The 18,102-nt window shown below is 63.6% G+C and carries 18 protein-coding genes; 7 read left to right on the top strand and 11 right to left on the bottom strand.

Going from position 1 to position 18,102, the window contains the following annotated elements; translation table 11 throughout:
• Window positions 1-6 precede the first annotated feature (6 nt).
• The 3 genes from RS897_RS00575 (at window position 7) to RS897_RS00565 (ending at window position 3,125) form a co-directional block, all read left to right on the top strand.
• Entirely contained in the window at window positions 7-846 is an 840-nt protein-coding gene (locus RS897_RS00575) for an ABC transporter permease (protein ID WP_315834684.1), read from the top strand.
• A gap of 8 nt (window positions 847-854) precedes the next feature.
• Complete coding sequence (locus RS897_RS00570; RefSeq protein ID WP_315838930.1) at window positions 855-2,510, top strand: ABC transporter ATP-binding protein; 1,656 nt, start codon at window positions 855-857, stop codon at window positions 2,508-2,510.
• A gap of 114 nt (window positions 2,511-2,624) precedes the next feature.
• Window positions 2,625-3,125, top strand: coding sequence for an L-2-amino-thiazoline-4-carboxylic acid hydrolase (locus RS897_RS00565; protein ID WP_315834683.1), 501 nt, complete (start codon window positions 2,625-2,627; stop codon window positions 3,123-3,125).
• A gap of 7 nt (window positions 3,126-3,132) precedes the next feature.
• On the opposite strand, the gene RS897_RS00560 is transcribed toward RS897_RS00565, so the two are convergent.
• The 5 genes from RS897_RS00560 to RS897_RS00540 are packed head-to-tail and all read right to left on the bottom strand — an operon-like array spanning window position 3,133 to window position 8,245.
• Complete coding sequence (locus tag RS897_RS00560; protein ID WP_315834682.1) at window positions 3,133-4,194, bottom strand: aromatic ring-hydroxylating dioxygenase subunit alpha; 1,062 nt, start codon at window positions 4,192-4,194, stop codon at window positions 3,133-3,135.
• A 19-nt stretch (window positions 4,195-4,213) separates the two neighbouring features.
• Complete coding sequence (locus tag RS897_RS00555) at window positions 4,214-5,572, bottom strand: amidohydrolase family protein (protein WP_315834681.1); 1,359 nt, start codon at window positions 5,570-5,572, stop codon at window positions 4,214-4,216.
• Complete coding sequence (locus RS897_RS00550; RefSeq protein WP_315834680.1) at window positions 5,569-6,369, bottom strand: ABC transporter permease; 801 nt, start codon at window positions 6,367-6,369, stop codon at window positions 5,569-5,571. The genes RS897_RS00555 and RS897_RS00550 overlap by 4 nt, the downstream gene beginning before the upstream one ends.
• The gene (locus RS897_RS00545; RefSeq protein ID WP_315834679.1) at window positions 6,366-7,211 is read right to left on the bottom strand and encodes an ABC transporter ATP-binding protein; all 846 of its coding nucleotides are present in this window, start codon (window positions 7,209-7,211) and stop codon (window positions 6,366-6,368) included. Before RS897_RS00545 ends, RS897_RS00550 begins: the two co-directional genes overlap by 4 nt.
• A gap of 47 nt (window positions 7,212-7,258) precedes the next feature.
• Entirely contained in the window at window positions 7,259-8,245 is a 987-nt protein-coding gene (locus RS897_RS00540) for an ABC transporter substrate-binding protein (protein WP_315834678.1), read from the bottom strand.
• 244 nt (window positions 8,246-8,489) lie between these two features.
• On the opposite strand from RS897_RS00540, the gene RS897_RS00535 reads away from it, so the two are divergent.
• Complete coding sequence (locus RS897_RS00535; RefSeq protein WP_315834677.1) at window positions 8,490-9,284, top strand: creatininase family protein; 795 nt, start codon at window positions 8,490-8,492, stop codon at window positions 9,282-9,284.
• Here RS897_RS00535 and RS897_RS00530 read toward each other — a convergent pair whose 3' ends face one another.
• The 5 genes from RS897_RS00530 to RS897_RS00510 form a co-directional block, all read right to left on the bottom strand.
• Window positions 9,285-10,130 carry an alpha/beta hydrolase gene (locus RS897_RS00530; protein ID WP_315834676.1) on the bottom strand — a complete coding sequence of 282 codons (846 nt, stop codon included), beginning with the start codon at window positions 10,128-10,130 and terminating at the stop codon, window positions 9,285-9,287.
• Between the two features lie 113 nt (window positions 10,131-10,243).
• Window positions 10,244-10,828, bottom strand: a complete 585-nt coding sequence (locus tag RS897_RS00525; protein WP_315834675.1) for an NAD(P)H-dependent oxidoreductase — start codon at window positions 10,826-10,828, stop codon at window positions 10,244-10,246.
• Between the two features lies 1 nt (window position 10,829).
• On the bottom strand, window positions 10,830-12,212 hold the full coding sequence (locus RS897_RS00520) for an FAD-binding oxidoreductase (protein WP_315834674.1): 1,383 nt from the start codon (window positions 12,210-12,212) through the stop codon (window positions 10,830-10,832).
• Window positions 12,213-12,215: 3 nt separating this feature from the next.
• Window positions 12,216-13,016 carry a cysteine hydrolase family protein gene (locus RS897_RS00515; RefSeq protein ID WP_315834673.1) on the bottom strand — a complete coding sequence of 267 codons (801 nt, stop codon included), beginning with the start codon at window positions 13,014-13,016 and terminating at the stop codon, window positions 12,216-12,218.
• Window positions 13,013-13,450, bottom strand: coding sequence for a cupin domain-containing protein (locus RS897_RS00510; RefSeq protein WP_315834672.1), 438 nt, complete (start codon window positions 13,448-13,450; stop codon window positions 13,013-13,015). Before RS897_RS00510 ends, RS897_RS00515 begins: the two co-directional genes overlap by 4 nt.
• A gap of 165 nt (window positions 13,451-13,615) precedes the next feature.
• Between RS897_RS00510 and RS897_RS00505 the strand changes: the two genes are divergently transcribed.
• Window positions 13,616-14,518: a LysR family transcriptional regulator gene (locus RS897_RS00505; RefSeq protein WP_315834671.1), complete on the top strand. Its 903-nt coding sequence runs from the start codon at window positions 13,616-13,618 to the stop codon at window positions 14,516-14,518.
• A 689-nt stretch (window positions 14,519-15,207) separates the two neighbouring features.
• The gene (locus RS897_RS00500) at window positions 15,208-16,023 is read left to right on the top strand and encodes an outer membrane protein (protein ID WP_315834670.1); all 816 of its coding nucleotides are present in this window, start codon (window positions 15,208-15,210) and stop codon (window positions 16,021-16,023) included.
• A gap of 101 nt (window positions 16,024-16,124) precedes the next feature.
• Here RS897_RS00500 and RS897_RS00495 read toward each other — a convergent pair whose 3' ends face one another.
• Complete coding sequence (locus RS897_RS00495; RefSeq protein WP_315834669.1) at window positions 16,125-16,592, bottom strand: MarR family winged helix-turn-helix transcriptional regulator; 468 nt, start codon at window positions 16,590-16,592, stop codon at window positions 16,125-16,127.
• A 243-nt stretch (window positions 16,593-16,835) separates the two neighbouring features.
• Here RS897_RS00495 and RS897_RS00490 point away from each other — a divergent pair, with 243 nt between their 5' ends.
• The gene (locus tag RS897_RS00490) at window positions 16,836-18,011 is read left to right on the top strand and encodes a substrate-binding domain-containing protein (protein WP_407654606.1); all 1,176 of its coding nucleotides are present in this window, start codon (window positions 16,836-16,838) and stop codon (window positions 18,009-18,011) included.
• Window positions 18,012-18,102 lie beyond the last annotated feature (91 nt).

Here is an 18,102-nt window from a genome sequence, read left to right as displayed (position 1 = left end):
AACAGCATGGATACGCTCAAAGCCTTCTTCCGCCATCCGACCGGTGTGATCGGATTCGTCATTCTCGCCGCCGTTGTCGCGCTGGCGGTCACGGCCCCTCTGCTGTTTCCCGACGATCCCTGGGACATGGTTGGCGCGCCATTCCAGCCGCCGCTGAGCGAAGGGCTGTGGCTTGGGTCCGACATGCTGGGACGCGATGTCGCCGCCGGCATCGCCTATGGCGCGCGGGTGTCGCTGTTGATCGGCCTTGTTTCTACCATGGCTGCGGTCTGCGTCGGCGTCCTGATCGGCGCCATCGCCGGTTATTATGGCGACAAGGTCGACGACGTGATGATGCGTCTCACCGAATTGTTCCAGACCATTCCCGGCTTCATTCTGGCCATTCTTCTGGTGGCGACACTGGGACCGACCTTGACCAACGTCATCATCGCCATCGCAGCGGTGAGCTGGCCGCCCTTGGCGCGGCTGACGCGGGCGGAGTTCCTGCGGCTGCGCGGCCGGGAATTCGTGCAGGCCGCAGTCTGCCAGGGGCAGGCACCTCTGGCGGTGGTGCTGCGCCACATTCTGCCCAATGCGATCTCGCCGATCATCGTCACCGGCTCGCTGACCATCGCCACCGCAATCCTGATCGAAAGCGCGCTGAGCTTCATGGGCCTTGGCGATCCGAACCTGATGTCCTGGGGTTTCATGATCGGCGCCGCGCGCACTGTGATCCGTCAGGCCTGGTGGATGAGCGTGTTTCCGGGCATCGCCATCCTGCTCACCGTGCTGGCCATCAATCTGGTCGGCGAGGGATTGAACGATACTCTGAATCCGCGCATCGCGCGCAAATGGCGGCCGGCATGAGCAATATCGTGACATCAGACACTTTGCTCACGGTCGAGAAGCTGTCGGTTGCACTGCCGCACGGCGCGGATCGCGCGTTCGCGGTCGAGGACGTCTCCCTGTCGGTCCGCCGCAACGAGCTGGTTTGCCTGGTTGGTGAATCCGGCTCCGGCAAGTCGATCACGGCGCATGCCATGCTGGGTCTGCTGCCGCCGAATGTCAGTGTCGCGTCCGGGAGCATCCGCTTCAAGGGCACGGATATCGCGACCGCGAATGATGCCGAGATGCGCAAGCTGCGCGGCGGCGAGATCTCCATGATCTTCCAGGAGCCGCTCAGCGCGCTCAATCCGCTGGCGCGGGTCGGCGACCAGATCACTGAGGCGATCATCACCCACGCACGGCCGCGGCCGGCGCGGGCGGCGCTTGAGGCCCGTGTCGAGGAACTGATAGCCGCGGTTGGGTTGCCGGAGCCGGCGACGCTGCGAAGAAGCTATCCGTTCCAGCTCTCCGGTGGTCAGCGCCAGCGTGTGATGATCGCCATCGCCATGGCGAACAATCCGGCCTTGCTGCTGGCCGACGAGCCCACCACCGCACTCGACGTCACGACGCAAAAGCAGATCCTGAACCTGATCCGTCAGTTGCAGGCCGAGCGCGGCATGGGCGTGCTGTTCATCACCCATGATTTCGGCGTGGTCGCCGATATCGCCGACCGCGTGGTGGTGATGCGTAATGGTCGCGTGGTGGAACAGGGTACCGTGGATGACGTGCTGCGCGCTCCGAAGGATGCCTACACCAAGGCGCTGATCGCGGCGGTGCCGGGCTCGCGTCCGGCAGCGAGCGGCCGTGCCATCAGTGGCGAGCCGCTGCTCACGGCGCGTGGCCTGAACAAAACGTTTGTCACCCGCCAGGGTTTGTTTCGCCCGGCGCGACGTGTGCCGGCGGTGCGCGATGTGGCGCTGTCGCTCAAGCCGCGGGAAACGGTGGCGGTGGTCGGGGAATCCGGTTCCGGCAAGTCGACCCTCGGTCGAATCGTGATGCGGCTGATCGAGCCCGATGGCGGCACGGTGGATTTCGGTGGCACGGATTTCCTCTCGGTGCATGGCGCGCAACTGCGGGCGATGCGCCGCAAGGTGCAGATTGTGTTCCAGGATCCGTTCGCGGCGCTGGATCCACGCCAGAAGGTTGGCGATGCCATCGCCCGCGGCCCGATGGCCTATGGCGTGCCGGCGGCGGAGGCCAAGGCGGACGCAAAGTGGCTGCTTGCCCGCGTCGGATTGAAGGATAGCGCCGCCGAGCGTTACCCGCACGAGTTCTCCGGCGGCCAGCGCCAGCGCATCTGCATCGCACGCGCGCTCGCCTTGAAGCCGCTGGTGCTGGTGGCGGACGAGGCGGTGTCGGCGCTCGATGTTTCGGTGCAGGCGCATATCCTGGAGTTGCTCGCCGAGCTGCGTGAGGAGATGAACCTCGCGATGCTGTTCATTACCCACGATCTGCGGGTGGCGGCTGAGATCGCCGACCGCATCGTGGTGATGCGCCGCGGCGAGATCGTCGAGCAGGGTGAGACACTGTCGGTGTTTCGCAATCCTCAGCATGCCTACACCCAGGCGCTGCTGGACGCGATTCCCGGCCGCCGGCTGTTTGCCGGCCCCGGTGGTGGCGACCAGCCCCGGGTGATGACGGCCTGAGGAGAGGGCACTCCAGGTCAAGGCGAGTCGTCCCGTGCGACGGCAGCCCGTTCTTCAGTGCCGCCACCATTCGCGCTATGATGGTGAGGCGAGTGCAGGAACGGGAGATCGTCCGTGGGCATAACCGTCATCGAACAGGCCAAGATCCAGGCTCAGGTCCTGGTGCCGTTGATCAAAGCCTTGCAGGCGGAATTGGGCGAGGCGCGCGCCAACAGCCTCGTTCGAAAGGCCCTGGGTGAAACTTACCGGCGCCACGGTGAAGAATTCTGGCGGGCGAAAAACGAGAAAAATCTCGGCAAAGAAAATCTAGGGAAGGCAAATCTCGGCAAGACCATGGCGTCCGCATTCGCCACCTACGCCCGAGACGATGCGCTTGATTATCGCGTGGTTACCCAGTCGCAGGACGCCTTCGAGATCGATGTGACGGGATGCCGGTACGCCGAATTCTACAAGGAACTGGGCGAGCCGGAGCTTGGCTTCCTGCTGGTCTGCAGTGCAGACTTCGACACAGCCGAGGGGTTCGATCCCGATATCAAGCTCGCCCGCACGCAGACGATCATGCAGGGCGCCGGCCATTGCGATTTTCGGTACCGGCGATCGAAAGAGGTAGACTGAGCGCCGGCTACACCGCCAGGTGACTCCGCTCCAGCGCGCCGGTGTCCATGGCCATCGGCTTTGGCACTTCTTCCTCATCATGTTCGTGCAGCAGGTCAAGCAGGCGCTTGCGCATCAGCATGCCGGGACGATCGGACGGCATGTGCTTCTCGATCTTGCGGCCCATGTCGACGATGGCGTCGGGATCGGTGGATTCCAGGATATCGCGATCCTCGGCGATGATGGCGGCATCCCAGTCGATCAGCTCCTGGGCGGAGCAGTCCGCCTCGGTGTCGTTGCGGAACAACAGCTGCACCACCTGGATCTTGCCGTCGGCGATTGGGGTGGCGCAGTTGAAGATGATGTGGCGGATGCCGGAAGGGTATTCCATGTCGAGCCGCCGGCAGAACGGCATGAACCATTTGTTGCGCATGTGTCGCTTGGTGTAAGGCTCGCTGGTGCCCGAGATCTTCGCCGCGATCGGCGGGTTCTTCACCGTGATCAGGGTCTCCGCCTCGAAGCCGTAGTCGGTCTCGACGATCTCGTATTTCTCCGGCCGCGGCTGGTCGATGTCGCCGAACGTGTTTTTGTGCACAAAGGCGAAATGCGCGTTGTCGAACGAGTTCTCCATCAGCCGCAGCGCCGCCGTGTTCCAGGTGTCGTAGAACTGGAAGATGCGGCGATAGGCGGGATCGCTGTCCTCGGGAATGTCGGGAATGTCGCGCAGCGGCTCGTCCAGCGCCACCCAGACATAGCCGTAGCGGGTCTGTGTGCGGAACGCGCGCGCCTTGGCATCGGGGATCGGCTGCTCGAACGGAAATTGCGGGATCATTACCAGTTTGCCGTCGCGGTCGTATTCCCAGCCGTGATAGCCGCAGACGATGTTGCCGTTGCGGCACCAGCCCTTGGAGAGTTTCGCGGTGCGATGGCAGCAGCGGTCTTCCAGCGCCGCCGGCTCACCCTTGGCATCGAGAAACAACACGATGGGCTCGCCGAGCAGGGTGAACGGCTGCGGGCCGCCCTTGAGCCGTTCGGTCGGCATGATCGCGTACCAGAAGCGGCGAAGCACCGGTTGTTGGGTGGCCAGCATGAGGTATCTCCCTGTCAGGTCATGCGGCGATGCGCGTCACCACGCGCGCCGCGTCGGATCGAAGGCGAACGAGATCGAGGCCCGGGATGGCGCCATCATCGACGACAGTCCGCCCGCCGATCAGCAGGTGGCGCACCCGGGCGCCGCCGCAGGTGACCGGCGCCACTAAACGGTCATGCATGCCGAAGTGGCGGGGCTGATCGAGATCGAACACGGCAATGTCGGCTTGCTGGCCGGGGGCGAGGGTCCCGATCTGCGGCAGACCCAGCACCCGTGCGCCGCCGGCGGTGGCCCAGTGCACCACGTCTTCGGCGGTGACGGCATTTGCGCCCTTGACCGCGCGATGGGTGTGCCAGGCGCTGTGCATCTCGCAGACCATGTCGGCGGCCTCGTTGGAGGCGGCGCCGTCGACGCCTAGCGACACCGCGCCGCCCAGCGCCGCCAACGCGTCCGCCGGTGCGACACCGGAGCCAAGTCGGCAATTTGATTGCGGGCAGTGCGCCATGCCGGTGCCGGTGTCGGCGAGGATCTTCACCTCGTCATGGTCGAGGTGCACCATGTGCGCGTACCAGATGTCGGGGCCGAGCCAATCGTGGTCCGCCAGCCAGTGCACCGGGCGCTTGCCATGCACCGACAGGCAGAAATCGACATAGTCCGAGGTCTCCGACAAGTGACTGTGCAGCCGCAGCTTCATGCGGCGCGAGGCAGCGATCACTTCGCGCAGTTCACCCGGCTCCAGCGACCACGTCGGTGTGGTCGGCGCCATCGCCACCTTGGTCAGGCCGGCGGGAGAAGGGTCATGAAAACGCTGGGCGCAGGCTTCGACCGAGGCCAGCATGCGCTCGAGCGGTTCAACCGGCGTCGGTGCGCCTGCGCCGCCGCTGACATGGCTGGTCTTGGTGCCGCCGCCGCGGCATAGCACCAGCCGCAGCCCGAGGCTGCGCGCGACTTCGAAGATGACTGCCGCGGGATCGAAACGATAGGTGTCACTGAACAGATAATGATGGTCGGCCACTGTCGTGGTGCCGGACAGCAGCAGCTCGGCAAGGCCGATCCGGGCCGCGACCGCCAGCGCCTCTTCGTCGATCTTCGACCAGTACGCATACGGCACCGATCGCAGCCAGCCGGCGAGCGGCTGGTTGATGCCGGCTTGCACGCCCTTCAACACGCTCTGGAACAGATGGTGGTGAGTCGAGATCAATCCGGGATAGATCACGCAGCCGGAGGCATCCAGCCGTCGTTCGCCGCTCTCCGGCGTAAGCGCGCCGATCGCTGTGATGATGCCATCGCGAATCCGGATCGATCCGCGGGCCCGCATGGCGTCGCCGGCAAGCCCGGTGAAAATCCCCTCGGCGTTCTCGATCAGCAATGCGTTCATGCCTCGGATCCGATCTCGCTCTCGTGCCAGTTCGATAGCGCGAGTGTCGACAATCCCACCATCGCGCCGAACAGCAGCACGCCGGTGACGGTGATCAGGAACAGTGCGGCGAACATTCTGGGAATGTCCAGTTGGAACCCGGCGTCGAGAATTTGGTAGGCCAATCCGGACGAGCGGCCGCCGGTGCCGGCGACGAACTCCGCAACCACCGCGCCGATCAGCGCAAGCCCGGAGGAAATGCGCAAGCCGCCGAAGAAATATGGCAGCGCACCGGGGATCCGAAGCCGCAACAGGGTTTTCAATCGGCTGGCGCGGTTCATGCGGAAATAGCTGGCGAGCCCGGGATCGACGCTGCGCAGGCCCAGTGTGGTGTTGGAGATGATGGGGAACAGCGCCACCAGCGTCGCGCACACCGTCAGCGAGAGTTGCGTGTTCTTCACCAGGATGATGATCAATGGCGCGATCGCCACGATCGGCGTCACCTGCAGCAACACTGCATAAGGAAACAAGCTTACCTCGATGGCACGGCTCTGCACGAACATGAACGCGATCAGCGTTCCCAGCACGACGGCGGCGGCGAACGCCTGCAGGGTGATGCGCAGCGTGATCATCAGCGCCCGCAGCAGCGACGGGCCGTCCTTGATCAGGCTGGCGACAATGTCGCTCGGCTTCGGGAACAGATACACCGGGACCGAGCCGAGACGGCAGCCGATCTCCCAGACCGCGACCAGCACCACGCCGACTGCGAGCGGGGCCGCGATCCGCACGAAGGTTTCCGATTGCAGCAGGGGCTTCATGGCGTGGCTCCCGATGCGGACGGCAATGAGGCTTCGGCGAGCCAGGTCGACAGTTCGCGGCAGTAGGCAGCGAACCGGGCGCTGTCGCGAAAATCCTGGTTGCGCGGCTGTGGCTCATCAATGGTCATGGTGCGGAAGATGCGGCCGGGGTTGGCCGCGAGCACCACAATCCGGGTCGACAGGAACACCGCTTCATAGATCGAGTGAGTGACGAACACGGTGGTCAGCTTGCGCTCCCACCACAGCCGCACCAGATCGTCGTCGAGCTTGTTGCGCGTGAATTCGTCGAGTGCGCCGAACGGCTCGTCCATCAACAGCAGGTTCGGGTCGGTGGCGAGCGCGCGTGCGATCGACACCCGCATCTTCATGCCGCCGGAGAGCTGGCGCGGAAAATGCCGGGCGAAAGCCGAGAGGCCGACGCGGGCGATCGCGTCGGTGACCCGTGGATCGGCCGTGTCGCGTGCCACGTTGGCGAGGTCGAGCGGCAGCCGCACGTTGGTGTCGACCCGCGCCCATGGCATCAGAGTCGGCTCCTGGAACACGAAGGCGAAACGGCGGCCGTCCTGGCCCACCTGCCCGAAATCGCCGCGCCACCACAAGAGTCGCCCGTCGGACGGCTGAATCAGGTTGGCGATCAGTTTGAGCAGCGTGCTTTTGCCGCAGCCGGAGGGGCCGATCAGGGTCAGGAATTCGCCATCGGCGATCGTGAGATCGATCGGCGCCAGGGCACGGGTGCCATTGGCGAAAATCTTTTCTGCCGACAGTACCTCCACCGCCGGCGGACGGTCGCCGGCGGAGTTGTCGTGGTTGTTCCGAAGGTCGCTCGGCAATGAAGCTTTCATGAGATGGTTCATTGCAAATGTCGCGCCAGCGGCGTCCGGATCATGCTCTAGAACCCGATCTTCAGGTCTTTGACAAAGCGGTCGGTGAACGCCTTCTGCCAGTCGGTTTTTGGATCGAGCAGGTTGGCTGCGACCAGGAAATCATACGTCTGCTTCCACCGCGCGGCGGTCATGATGCCGATGCCCTGGGTGGCGGCGTCGCCGCCTTCGAGCGCCTTGGTTTGCTTCAGCTTCTCGATCGCGAACGCGATCTGCGCGTCGGTCATCTTCGGGTTGTCGACCTTGATCAGGGCGTTGCCCGGGGCCGGATTGTTGATGTAGTCGCGCCAGCCTTCGAGCGAGGCCTTGACGAAGCGCGCCACCAATTCGGGCTTCTCGGCCACCATCTTTTCCGTGGTGACAACTCCCCCGCCGTAAGGCGGATAGCCGCCGTCTGCGAACAGGAAGAACTTCGCCTTGACGCCCTGCTGCTGCGCCTGGAACGGCTCCGATGACAGATAGGCCTGCTGCGACACGGTGGGGTCGGCGAAGAACGGCTGCAGGTTGAAGGTGTAGGCGCGGATCTGGTCGTCGGTGTAGCCGTATTTGGCGCGCAGCCACGGCCAGAACGTGGTCCGTGACGAGCCGGCAATCAGGATCGGCTTGCCCTTGAGCGCGGCGAGATCCGCCACGTCGTCATGGGCCATGATGCCCTGGGGGTCGAACTGGAACGAAGATGTCACCATCACCAATGGCAGGCCTTGCTCGCGACCCTTCAGCACCTGGATGTCGTAGCCGATCTGGAAATCGGTCTCGCCGGCCAACAGCAATTGCGAGCCGTTCACTTGCGGGCCGCCCATCTTGATGGTGACGTCGAGCCCGGCTTTCTCGTAAAGCCCGGTCGCTTTGGCCTGGTAGAAACCGCCATGCTCGGCCTGAGCGAACCAGCTGGTCAGAAGCGTCACCTTGTCGGCGGCGTTCGACGGGGTGATGGAGACAAGACAGGCCGCTGTTATGAGCAGGGCACGGGACACGATGGTCATGACGGCGTTCATGGCAACCTCGGTGTGATCTCGATGGGACGGAATCCCGATGACAGCGTTCCCGGCACCACAAAAGATGCACGCGCTGTCTGTCATCCGGAAGCATTTTGATTCGAGGCATACGTTGCCTTTTAGGCAACGCAGGAAAAGCTCGATCACACCCATGCGTGCAGCATTGTCAACGCTCTCGCGATGTCATAGTCGACATCATGGTCGTGCGCCGCAGCCTCGCCGCGCGGCATGAAAGGAAGCGAACATGGACACGTTGCGTCGTCGGGCCTGGTGGGATGAATACGCCTCGCGTGAATTCGAAGGCCTCGATCCTCAGACCACCATCGCCATCCTGCCGATTGCCGCCATCGAGCAGCACGGGCCGCATCTGCCGGTGGGTGTCGACGCGGCGATCAATCGCGGCATGCTTGAGACATTGATCGAACGTCTGCCCGACGATCTCGACGTTCGGATTCTGCCGATCCAGCAGGTCGGAAAATCCAACGAGCATCTGCGGATGCCCGGCACCCTGACCTTGCCGGCGACGACGCTGATCGAGGCCTGGACCGAACTCGGACTGTCAGTCGCGCGCGCGGGCGTGCGCAAACTCGTGATCGTCAACTCCCATGGAGGCAACGACGAGGTGATGGGCATTGTCGCGCGCGAACTGCGGGTGCGGGCGGATATGCTGGTGGTCAAATCCGCCTGGTCGCGGCTTGGCAAGCCCGCCGGCCTCTACAGCGAGCGTGAGCTGAAATTCGGAATCCATGGTGGCGACGTCGAGACGTCGCTGATGCTGGCCTTCCGTCCGGAACTGGTCGATATGACGCGGGCGCAGGATTTCCGGTCGGTTGCCGAGGATGATGAGGCCGCCTTCGACCATCTCAGGCCGACCGGATTCATCGCCTATGCCTGGATCGCCGGCGACCTCAATCCCGCGGGTGCCGTCGGCGAGGCCCACAAGGCCACGGCTGACAAGGGCCGGCTCACCGCCGCGCATACTGCTGTGGAATTCATCAGGCTGCTGTACGACGTGAAGGCGGCGAAGCTGCCGGCCTGATCAGACGTTTTCGAACAACTGTCGGATCAGGGTCGTGATCCGGCCGGTCGGCGATCCCAGCTCGAGCATGATGGAGAAGTGATCGGCGCCGGGTATTTCTTCATAACTCACCGGCAATCCATTGCTGGCGCGAAACGCGGCCATGTCGGCGGTCTGCTGGCGCAACTGCGGCAGTTCGGCGCCGCCGACCACCAGCGCCAGTGGCGCGGCCGGGCCGGCGGATTGCAGCAGCGGCGAGTTTCGCCGCGACATGGCTTCGTCAAGCTTAAGCTTGACGTTGAGATAGCTGTGGCGGATCGGTTCGAGATCGAAGATGCCGCTGATCGCGAGGCCGGCCTTCACCTTCGGGTGCGACAGCGCCATCGCGGTCAGATGTCCGCCTGCGGACCAGCCGGTGACGATAATACGGTCGGGATCGCCGCCGAGGGCGGGAAGCTGTTCAACCAGGGTGTCGAGGCCGCGATGGATCTCGGCCACGATCTCGTCCATGGTCGCTTCCGGCGCCAGGGTGTAGCCGATCAATGCGACATTGATGCCGTGCGCCATCGGCCCCTCGGCAAACCAGGTGAGGGTTTCCTTCGAGCGCATCTGCCAGTAGCCGCCATGGATCAGCACCAGCGTCGGCCCGCCGTCAGCGGCTTTCAGGAAGTCGAAACGGTTGCGGTCCCGCGGGCCGTATCTGAGGTTCAGCTGCGCGGAATGCCGTTCGCGCACCGCGGCGGAGCGCTGCTCCCAGCCGTTGACCATCTCCGCGCTGCCCGCGACGGCGGCACTGTTGTTGAGCCCGAGGTCGCGCTGCTCCTGGCTCATCGATCGCCAGTCCGTCTCGCCGAATATCGTCGCCATGGGGTGTCCTTGGAGGGGTCTTCAAACGCTGTTGGTCGCGAATCCACTTTGCCTGAAAATATCGTTTTTCATAGGCTGGACTCGTCATTGCTGCTGCGATTGCAGCGGGCAACTCAGAACTGCTCCATGGCGCGTCGCACTCGCGCGAGAAAGCGGCCGCGCCGGTCAGCAGTCGCTGTGTTCATGTGGTACAGTGCGTGATAGCGCACCTTGGCCTTGAAGCCGGTGAACCAGGGCAGGTAACGTTTGATGATTCTGCGCGGCGGGTCGGCCATGGCGATCGCTTTCCAGCGCTGGCGGCCATAGGTCGAGATGCCGGTGATGTGCCTGATGTGCTGCAGCAGCGGTTTCGCATGAGCCGGATCGGACAGATCCATCGCGATGCCGGGGCCGAACAAACGATCGAACCAGCCTTTCAGCATGGCCGGCGGTCCAAACGACCAGGTCGGAAACTGCAGCACCAGCGCGTCCGCGGCCATCAGCCGGTCGACATGGGCCTGATTGTTGGCGCGGTTGCGTGCGGGATCGTGATAGTCGCGGCGACGCTCGGCGGTGAGTACAGGATCGAAGTCCTCGGCATAGAGATCGAGCAGGTCGACCGTATGCCCGGCCAGTGCGAGGCCGGCCAACGCTTCGTGGCGGATCGCGGCATGGAAGCTGTCGTCCAGCGGATGGCAGTAGACGTACAGCACGCGCACGTCATCGCTCCGGGATAAAGCTGCGCATCTTGCCGGGGTTGAGCAGGCCGCAGGGGTCGACCTCGTGCTTGAAGCCGAGCTGATCGACGTCGACGCGCTTGTAGCGGCTGCCGTCCTCGACCGTGTAGACATGCGGATTAGCGATATAGACCTCGTGCGCCTCGTGCAGGCGAATGATCTCGTTCAGCCGCTCCGGGCTGCTGTAACGCACCACTGGCAGTCCGCTGCAGGTGACCTGTCCGTTGAAGCGGATGAATTCGAGATGCTGCAGCACCTCGCGGGGAAACATCGTGCGCATCTCCTCGACCTTCTGCGGCAGACGGTCGTGCGGGTACAGGCATTGCAGGTAGGTCACCGTGCGGTCGCTCTTGAGCACCTGCAGAGTGGTATGGTTCCAGGTGTATTCGTACAGCGGCACCTTGCCGGGGCCATCATCGGTCGGCGTTTCCAGGGTCATGGTGCCGCGACCGCCGAGCAGGTCCCGGAAGCTTTCCAGCGACGGCTCTGCGATCATCGCGATCAGGATGCTCTTGCCCTCGGGGCAGCAGGATTTCAGCGCGCCGAAATAGGACGGCAGCGGCCAGGTGATAGGCGCCAGCAGCTTCTTGACGATGCCGTCGGCAAGCGCCGCGGCATGACCAAATTCAACCGCGGCCGTGAAGTCGTCGAAGGCGACCACCACATCGATCCATGGCCAGGCCGGCGCCAGCGGCATTTCGAGTGCGGTGATGATGCCGGTGGTGCCATAGGCGCGGTTGATTTTTTGGGCCGCATCGCCGCGCAGCTCGATGATGCGGGGCTCTGGTTCCATGGTGACGATGCGGGCGGCAAGGATGTTGCCGCGCTCGCGCAGGCCGCCATAGGTGATCGAGCCGATGCCGCCGGATCCGCCGGCGACAAAACCGCCGATGGTCGCGGTGCGCTTGGTGGAGGGATGCATGCGCAGTTCGTAGCCCATGGGCTGGGTCGCCGCGTCGATCGCGTTCATCTTGGCGCCGGCACCGACGCGGATCTGACCGGGTTTGATCCATTCGATCGTGTCGAGGGCGGTGATGTCGAGCAGCACGCCGCCGGCGAGCGGCACGGCCTGGCCGTAATTGCCGGTGCCTCCGGCCCGCACCGTCAATGGCACACGGTGGCGCGCGCAGGCGGCTGCGACCCGCACGACGTCGGCCTCGTCGCGCGGCGCGACGATCAGGTCGGCCGACTTGCCGTTGAGCTGGTCGTTGAGGATCGGGCTGTACCAGAAGAAATCGCGCGAGCGCCGGCGCACAATGGTGGAATCGGTGACGATGGGGATATCGCCGAGATCGACGATCAGCGACCTCAGCGTGTCGGCCGACGGCCGGTCGGATGTGACGTCAAGGGGAGCGAGATCGTTCATGGCTCAATCGACCTCGGCAATCGCGGCGGCAAGGACGGGAGACTCCAGCACGAAGCCGAAGCACTGGTTCACATTATAGACCGTCGCGGCCATGCAGTAGTCCGGCGATGTGGTGGCCGCGCAGTCGCGCAGCAGCATGCAGTCGTAGCCATGGAAATTGGCGTCCTGCAGCGTGCAGAGCACGCACTGGTCGGCATTGACGCCGGCGAACAACAGGGTCGTGACATTGAGGTTGCGCAGGATGCTGTCGAGCTCAGTGTCCTGGAAGCCCGACATGCGATATTTGGCGACATGGATATCGGTGGGGTCGACCGCAAGCTCCGCAACGATCGACGCCGACCAGCTGCCGCGCTCCAGCACCCGGGCGCCGGAGTCCGGCAGCCGATCGCCGAGCCCGACACCGGTACCGGATGGTTTGTAGACATGCAGCAGGGCCGGGCTGAGGTTGAGCCGGTCGGGCCGGTTGCCCCAGTTGAGCCAGATCACCGGCACATCGTGCCCACGCAGCACCGGCAACAGCCGTTGCAGCGGCGCGATCGGTGCGCGCGCTGGCGTCACGTCGACGCCAATGTGGCCGAGCCAGCCGGCCGGATGGCAGAAGTCATTCTGCATGTCGATGACGATCGTGGCGGTGCGCGCGAGGTCGAAAGTCACGAGCTTGGCGCCGGTATCGATCGTCACCGGCTGCGGCTCGACCGGCGGCCGAACGAGGTTCGCCTGTGTCACCGAGACCGACCAGCGGTTGCGCGGACTGGCGCCGAGCGGCGTGAGGTCATCGACCGGTTGAAGGCTGGTGTCGGTCATCGCTGATCCGCCACGTCGCGCCCCTGCAGCACTGCGATGTCATCGGCCTCGATGTCCACTGCTTCGCCGCCGCGGATCAGTTCGGCGAAGCCTTCGTTAGGCGTCATCACGGTCAGACAGTAGAGCTTGCCCTTGCCGGTGTTCTCGACCACGTGCTCGGAGCCGGGATGCAGCAGCAGCGAGTCGCCCTTCCGGATCGGCAGCGTCTTGCCATCGCAGCGCGCGATGCCTTCTCCATGCAGCACATGGAAGAATTCGTGCGCGGCCGCGTGCTCGTTGGGCGGCGTCGCGCCGCCGGGACGGAAGATCTCGATGACGAAAATGTTGTCGATCCCCGCACTCTCGCGGTCGAACAGCATCACGAAATAGTTGGTGTCCGTCGGCGAGATGCGGAAGGCCTTGGCCTGCGTGAGGTTTTCGACGCTGAACGCCATGAAGGGACTCCTGACTGCGGTTGGCCCGGCCATGCGACGAGCCACGTTGGATTGAGCACGCTGGACGGCTTGCATAAAAGCGCTTTATTTCGCAAACACTGTTGCCTTTCAGGCAACGTCCCCACATCCTCGAAAGCGAGGATTTTTCCAAGCGGGAGCAACGCGATGCTGCATGGCCGGCTGCTGACCTATGTGGACGAGGTGGCGCGCACCGGATCGATCCGCAAGGCGGCGGGCCATCTCAATGTCGCGGCCTCCGCCATCAGCCGGCAGATTCTCGCGCTCGAGACCGAGCTCGGCACGCCGATCTTCCAGCGGCTGCCGCGCAAATTGATCCTGACCGCGGCGGGTGAGGTGCTGATCGGCCACATCCGCCAGACCCTCAAGGACCTGACCCGGGCCCAGGGCAAGATCGAGGAACTGAAGGGACTGCGCCGGGGCGAGATCACGGTGGCGATGATGAGCGGGCTCGCCTCGAACTTGGTGCCCGGCACCGTCAAGCAGTTTCGGGTGTCGAATCCTCGGGTGCGGCTCTGCCTGACGCTGCTGACCACCGGCGAAGATATTCAATCCGCGGTCGCCAGCGGCGAGGCCGATCTCGGCATCGGCTTCGATTTCACCCGCGGCAGCCATCTGAAAGTGCTGGCACGGGCCGCCGGCAAGCTGGGCGCGGTGATGGCGCCGAGCCATCCGCTCGCCAAGCGCAACCAGATCCGGCTCAGCGATTGCGTCGACTATCCGCTGGTGATTGCCGACGGGTCGACGGTGATCCGGCCTTACCTTGATTCAGCATTTGCGAAAGCGTCACTGGAGCCGCTGCCGATCATCGAAACCAATGCTATCGAAATCATGCGCCATGCCGCTATTCTCGACAACGGCATTACCTTTCTCACGCCGTTCGACATCGAGTTCGAGCGGCGCCTTGGCCGGCTGGTCTATGTGCCGGTGCGTGAACTGTCGCACGAAACGCAGACCCTGATGCTGATCGGGCACGAGCGCGGCACCAGCGCCATCGCCAGCGTGCTCGCCGAAATGCTGAAGGCGATGATGCGCGAGGCCGCGGGATGAACGGCGGTACTGCGCGGCAGCGAATTTCATGAGATACGAAAATTGTAGCAGTCGTCAACGATGCCGCATCTCCTTACCGCTGCCGACTGCTTCGCAAAGTCCGCCGGTGTTGCCGCCAGTCCACAGACTTTCGCGTCTTCGCCTGCTATGGTGAAACCATATTCGCGAGGGGGTCGCGAAGGGGACGTCTCGAAAAAGACTTTGGGGAAAGGGTTTTTCGAGAAGGTGACTTTCGAAATGGGGGTTTCGAAAGCAGGCTTTCACAGTTGAGTTTTTGAACCTGATTTTTGAACTTGGGGAGATCAGGACAGCAGTCCTGGACGATGATCTCGCGGGCCGGCATCGGTCAGCCGGTGGGCGGGTTTACGAGAGCGTGTTATCTGATCCTGACTGAAAAGCCCCGGTCTCTACAACCGGGGCTTTTTGCTGTCGGCTGTTCACGAAGCAATGGCGGTATCGCAGCGAGGCCGGTCGCACGTGCAGCAGTTGCAGAGCGTTGTGGCTGCTTATGTCCGGTTTCCGACATCGAATGATGCAGCCTGCGCATGTTTGATGTCGTTAGCGCATGCTGGACCTATACGGAACTCGGCCGGTGTGACCCGCAGCACACAGACTTGTGCAGCTTTCGCCCGTACAGTTCGCTGCAAGTCAATTGTTGAATCCATCTTTTCAGAAGCATTAGGGTTGTCATGAAAAAGGTTCTGCTCACGACTGCTTTTGCATTCGCCGGTATCGTCTCTGCCTCCGCGGCCGATCTCGCCGCGCGGCCCTACACCAAGGCGCCGCCGGTGATCGCCGAGCCCATCTACAATTGGACGGGCTTCTACATCGGCGGCAACGTCGGTTATGGCTGGGGTAATGCCGACACGCAGGTGACGCCGCTGCCCACTGCAGCACAGTTTATCAACCTCGCGCCGACCACGCTGTCGCCTGATCCGAAGGGCGTGATCGGAGGCGGGCAGATTGGCTTCAACTGGCAAGTTAACCGGTTCGTCTGGGGCCTCGAAGCGGATATTCAGGGCGCGGATATCAAAGGCACGGCGCTCCTGTCTCCGATCATTCAGAACAACGGGACGCCGTTTGGTGCCGGATCCTCCCTGCAGTCAACCGAGAAGTTGACGTGGTTCGGGACCGTGCGCGGTCGTTTAGGCTTCTCGCCGATAGATCGGCTGTTGCTCTACGCAACCGGCGGTCTCGCCTATGGTCACGTTGACTACTCTGCGATCACCGATTTCAGGCCGACCGGCACCGCGTCGTATCCCGCGGCCTTCGGCAAGACCAAGGTCGGCTGGACCGCCGGCGCCGGCGCCGAATGGGCGTTCACGCAGAACTGGTCGGCGAAGCTCGAGTATCTTTATCTCGATCTCGGCAGCCAGTCCGCCATTGCCAATCCCACCATTGCGTTGCCGCCGTTCCAGGTCGGCTATGACTGGAAGACCCAGGAACACATTGTCCGCGCCGGCATCAACTACAAGTTCGGCGGCCCGGTCGTCGCCAAGTATTGAGTTCTGCGCGTGTGTGAGTGATCGATCCTCCCTGCAACGACTCGCCCGGCCTCGTGCCGGGCATTTTGTTGTGAGCTGTCGAGGGATCTTGAATACGGCCGTCACCCGACGGGCGTGGCGCTGTCGACCAGGTTTTCCAGCAGTCGTTTCAATTCCGCGGTGGCGCGGTTTCCGTAGCTCTCGGCGATGAAGGCTTCCTGGCTTTGCGCCAGCGAGTTCAGCCGCTGGGTCAGCGCCTTGCCGCGGTCGGAGGCATACATCAGCACCTTGCGGCGGTCGTCGGCATCCTGGGCGCGATAGACCAGCGAGTCAGACACCATGCGGTCGATCATCTTGGTCAGGGTCGGATGATTGAGTAGCACCGCATCGGCCAGTTCACCCATCGAGCGGCCGCTGCCGTCAGACAGCACCTTCAGGATGCGCCACTGCTCCACCGGCACGCCTTCCTGGCGCAGGCGCGCCTCGAGCTGCCGGTTGATCTCGCGGCTCGCCTGCGCCAGCAGGTAGGCGAGATGCTCGGTGATCGGGATGTCGCGCGCTGCTGCGATGCGCGAAGGAGATTTGGCCACGGTTCGGACTTCACAATGCAGAGTTGTTGATGATCAAGCGTTCTCGGCGCGCCGTGCGTCAGCCCTGATGAATCTTCGGCACGACATGCCGGTTCTATATGCACGGCAATTGTTGAAGTTTCAATATTTTCCCTTACGATATTCCTTGGTCACATGCCGGCCCCGCGGTGGTGGCCTGTTGAGGTCGCAATAAGCCGGGAAAACGGAGAGAAAGTGCGCGTGCTCTCATCCATGTCGGCCGGAATGAGGTGGACCGCGACACCCGGTGGCCTGCCGATGCCGCCCGGCCTGATGAAGCAGCTGCCTGATTTTTCGGCAATCAGCGGCCTTGCCGACGCCCCGGATTTCGGACTGCTGCGGGCTCGCAGGGACCGCGGCAAGCTTCGCGTTGCCAACTTCATCGGCCTGTCTGGAACGCCGGGCATCTGGGGGCCTGCGTCGATCAATGCCACCTTGCTGGCGGTTTCCGAGATCAATCGGCGCGGCGGCATCTTGGGCCGCGAAATCGAGGTGACGTTTCACGATACGGGCGGCGATATCGATGACGTCGTCGATAAAGCCTCCGAGATCGTCGCAGGTGACGATGCCGATATCATCATGGGGTCGCACATCAGCGCCGTGCGGGTGGCGCTGCGCAAGGTCATCGCCGGTCGCGTGCCCTATATCTACACGCCGGTCTATGAGGGGGGCGAACGCACGCCCGGGGTGATGGCGATCGGAGAGACCCCGCGCGGCCAGTCGCGCCCGGCGATCCAGTGGCTGTCCGAGGTCAAACGCGCCAAACGCTGGTACCTGATCGGCAGCGACTATGTCTGGCCCTGGCTGTCGCACCGCGCTATCAAGCGCTACATCGCGCAAGCCGGCGGGCAGGTGGTCGGCGAAGAGTTCGTGCCGATGGGACTGCATGATCATGACGAGCATCTCGCCCGCATCAAGAAGGCCAAGCCCGATGTGGTGCTGGTGTCCCTGATCGGCACCAACAGCATCCTTTTCAACCGCGCTTTTGCCGAGCACGGCCTGGCGCGGAAGATGCTGCGGTTCGTCGGCGCCATGGACGAAACCGTGCTGCTGGGTATCGGCGCCGACAACTCCGAAAACCTGTATTGTTCGTCAGGCTATTTCTCGGATATCGCATCCAGGGACAATGATGCGTTTCACACCCAGTACGAGGATGCGTTCGGCCGTGCCGCGCCGCCGGTCGGCTCGGTGGCGCAGTCGAATTACGAGGGATTGAAGTTCCTCGAAACGATCGCCGGTTCTGCCGGATCGCTCGCGGGCCGGCCGCTGCAGGCGGCGGCGAAGAACATTTCCTACCGCGCCGCTCGCGGCGAGATCGTGATCCGAAACGGCGGCGCGCGGATGCCGATTTATCTGGCGCAGGCCTCGGGGCTGGATTTCCAGGTCATCAAGCGGTTCTGACTCGGTGCGAAGCGGACATTTGTCGCGGCGTGTCTGGTCTTTTTGGGCCTACGCGAGGGCGCTGCCCGTGCGTCAGCGCTGCCTTTTGTCG

Source organism: Bradyrhizobium prioriisuperbiae, assembly GCF_032397745.1.
Lineage (GTDB): Bacteria > Pseudomonadota > Alphaproteobacteria > Rhizobiales > Xanthobacteraceae > Bradyrhizobium_A > Bradyrhizobium_A prioriisuperbiae.
This window is presented reverse-complemented; position numbering and strand designations above follow the sequence as displayed.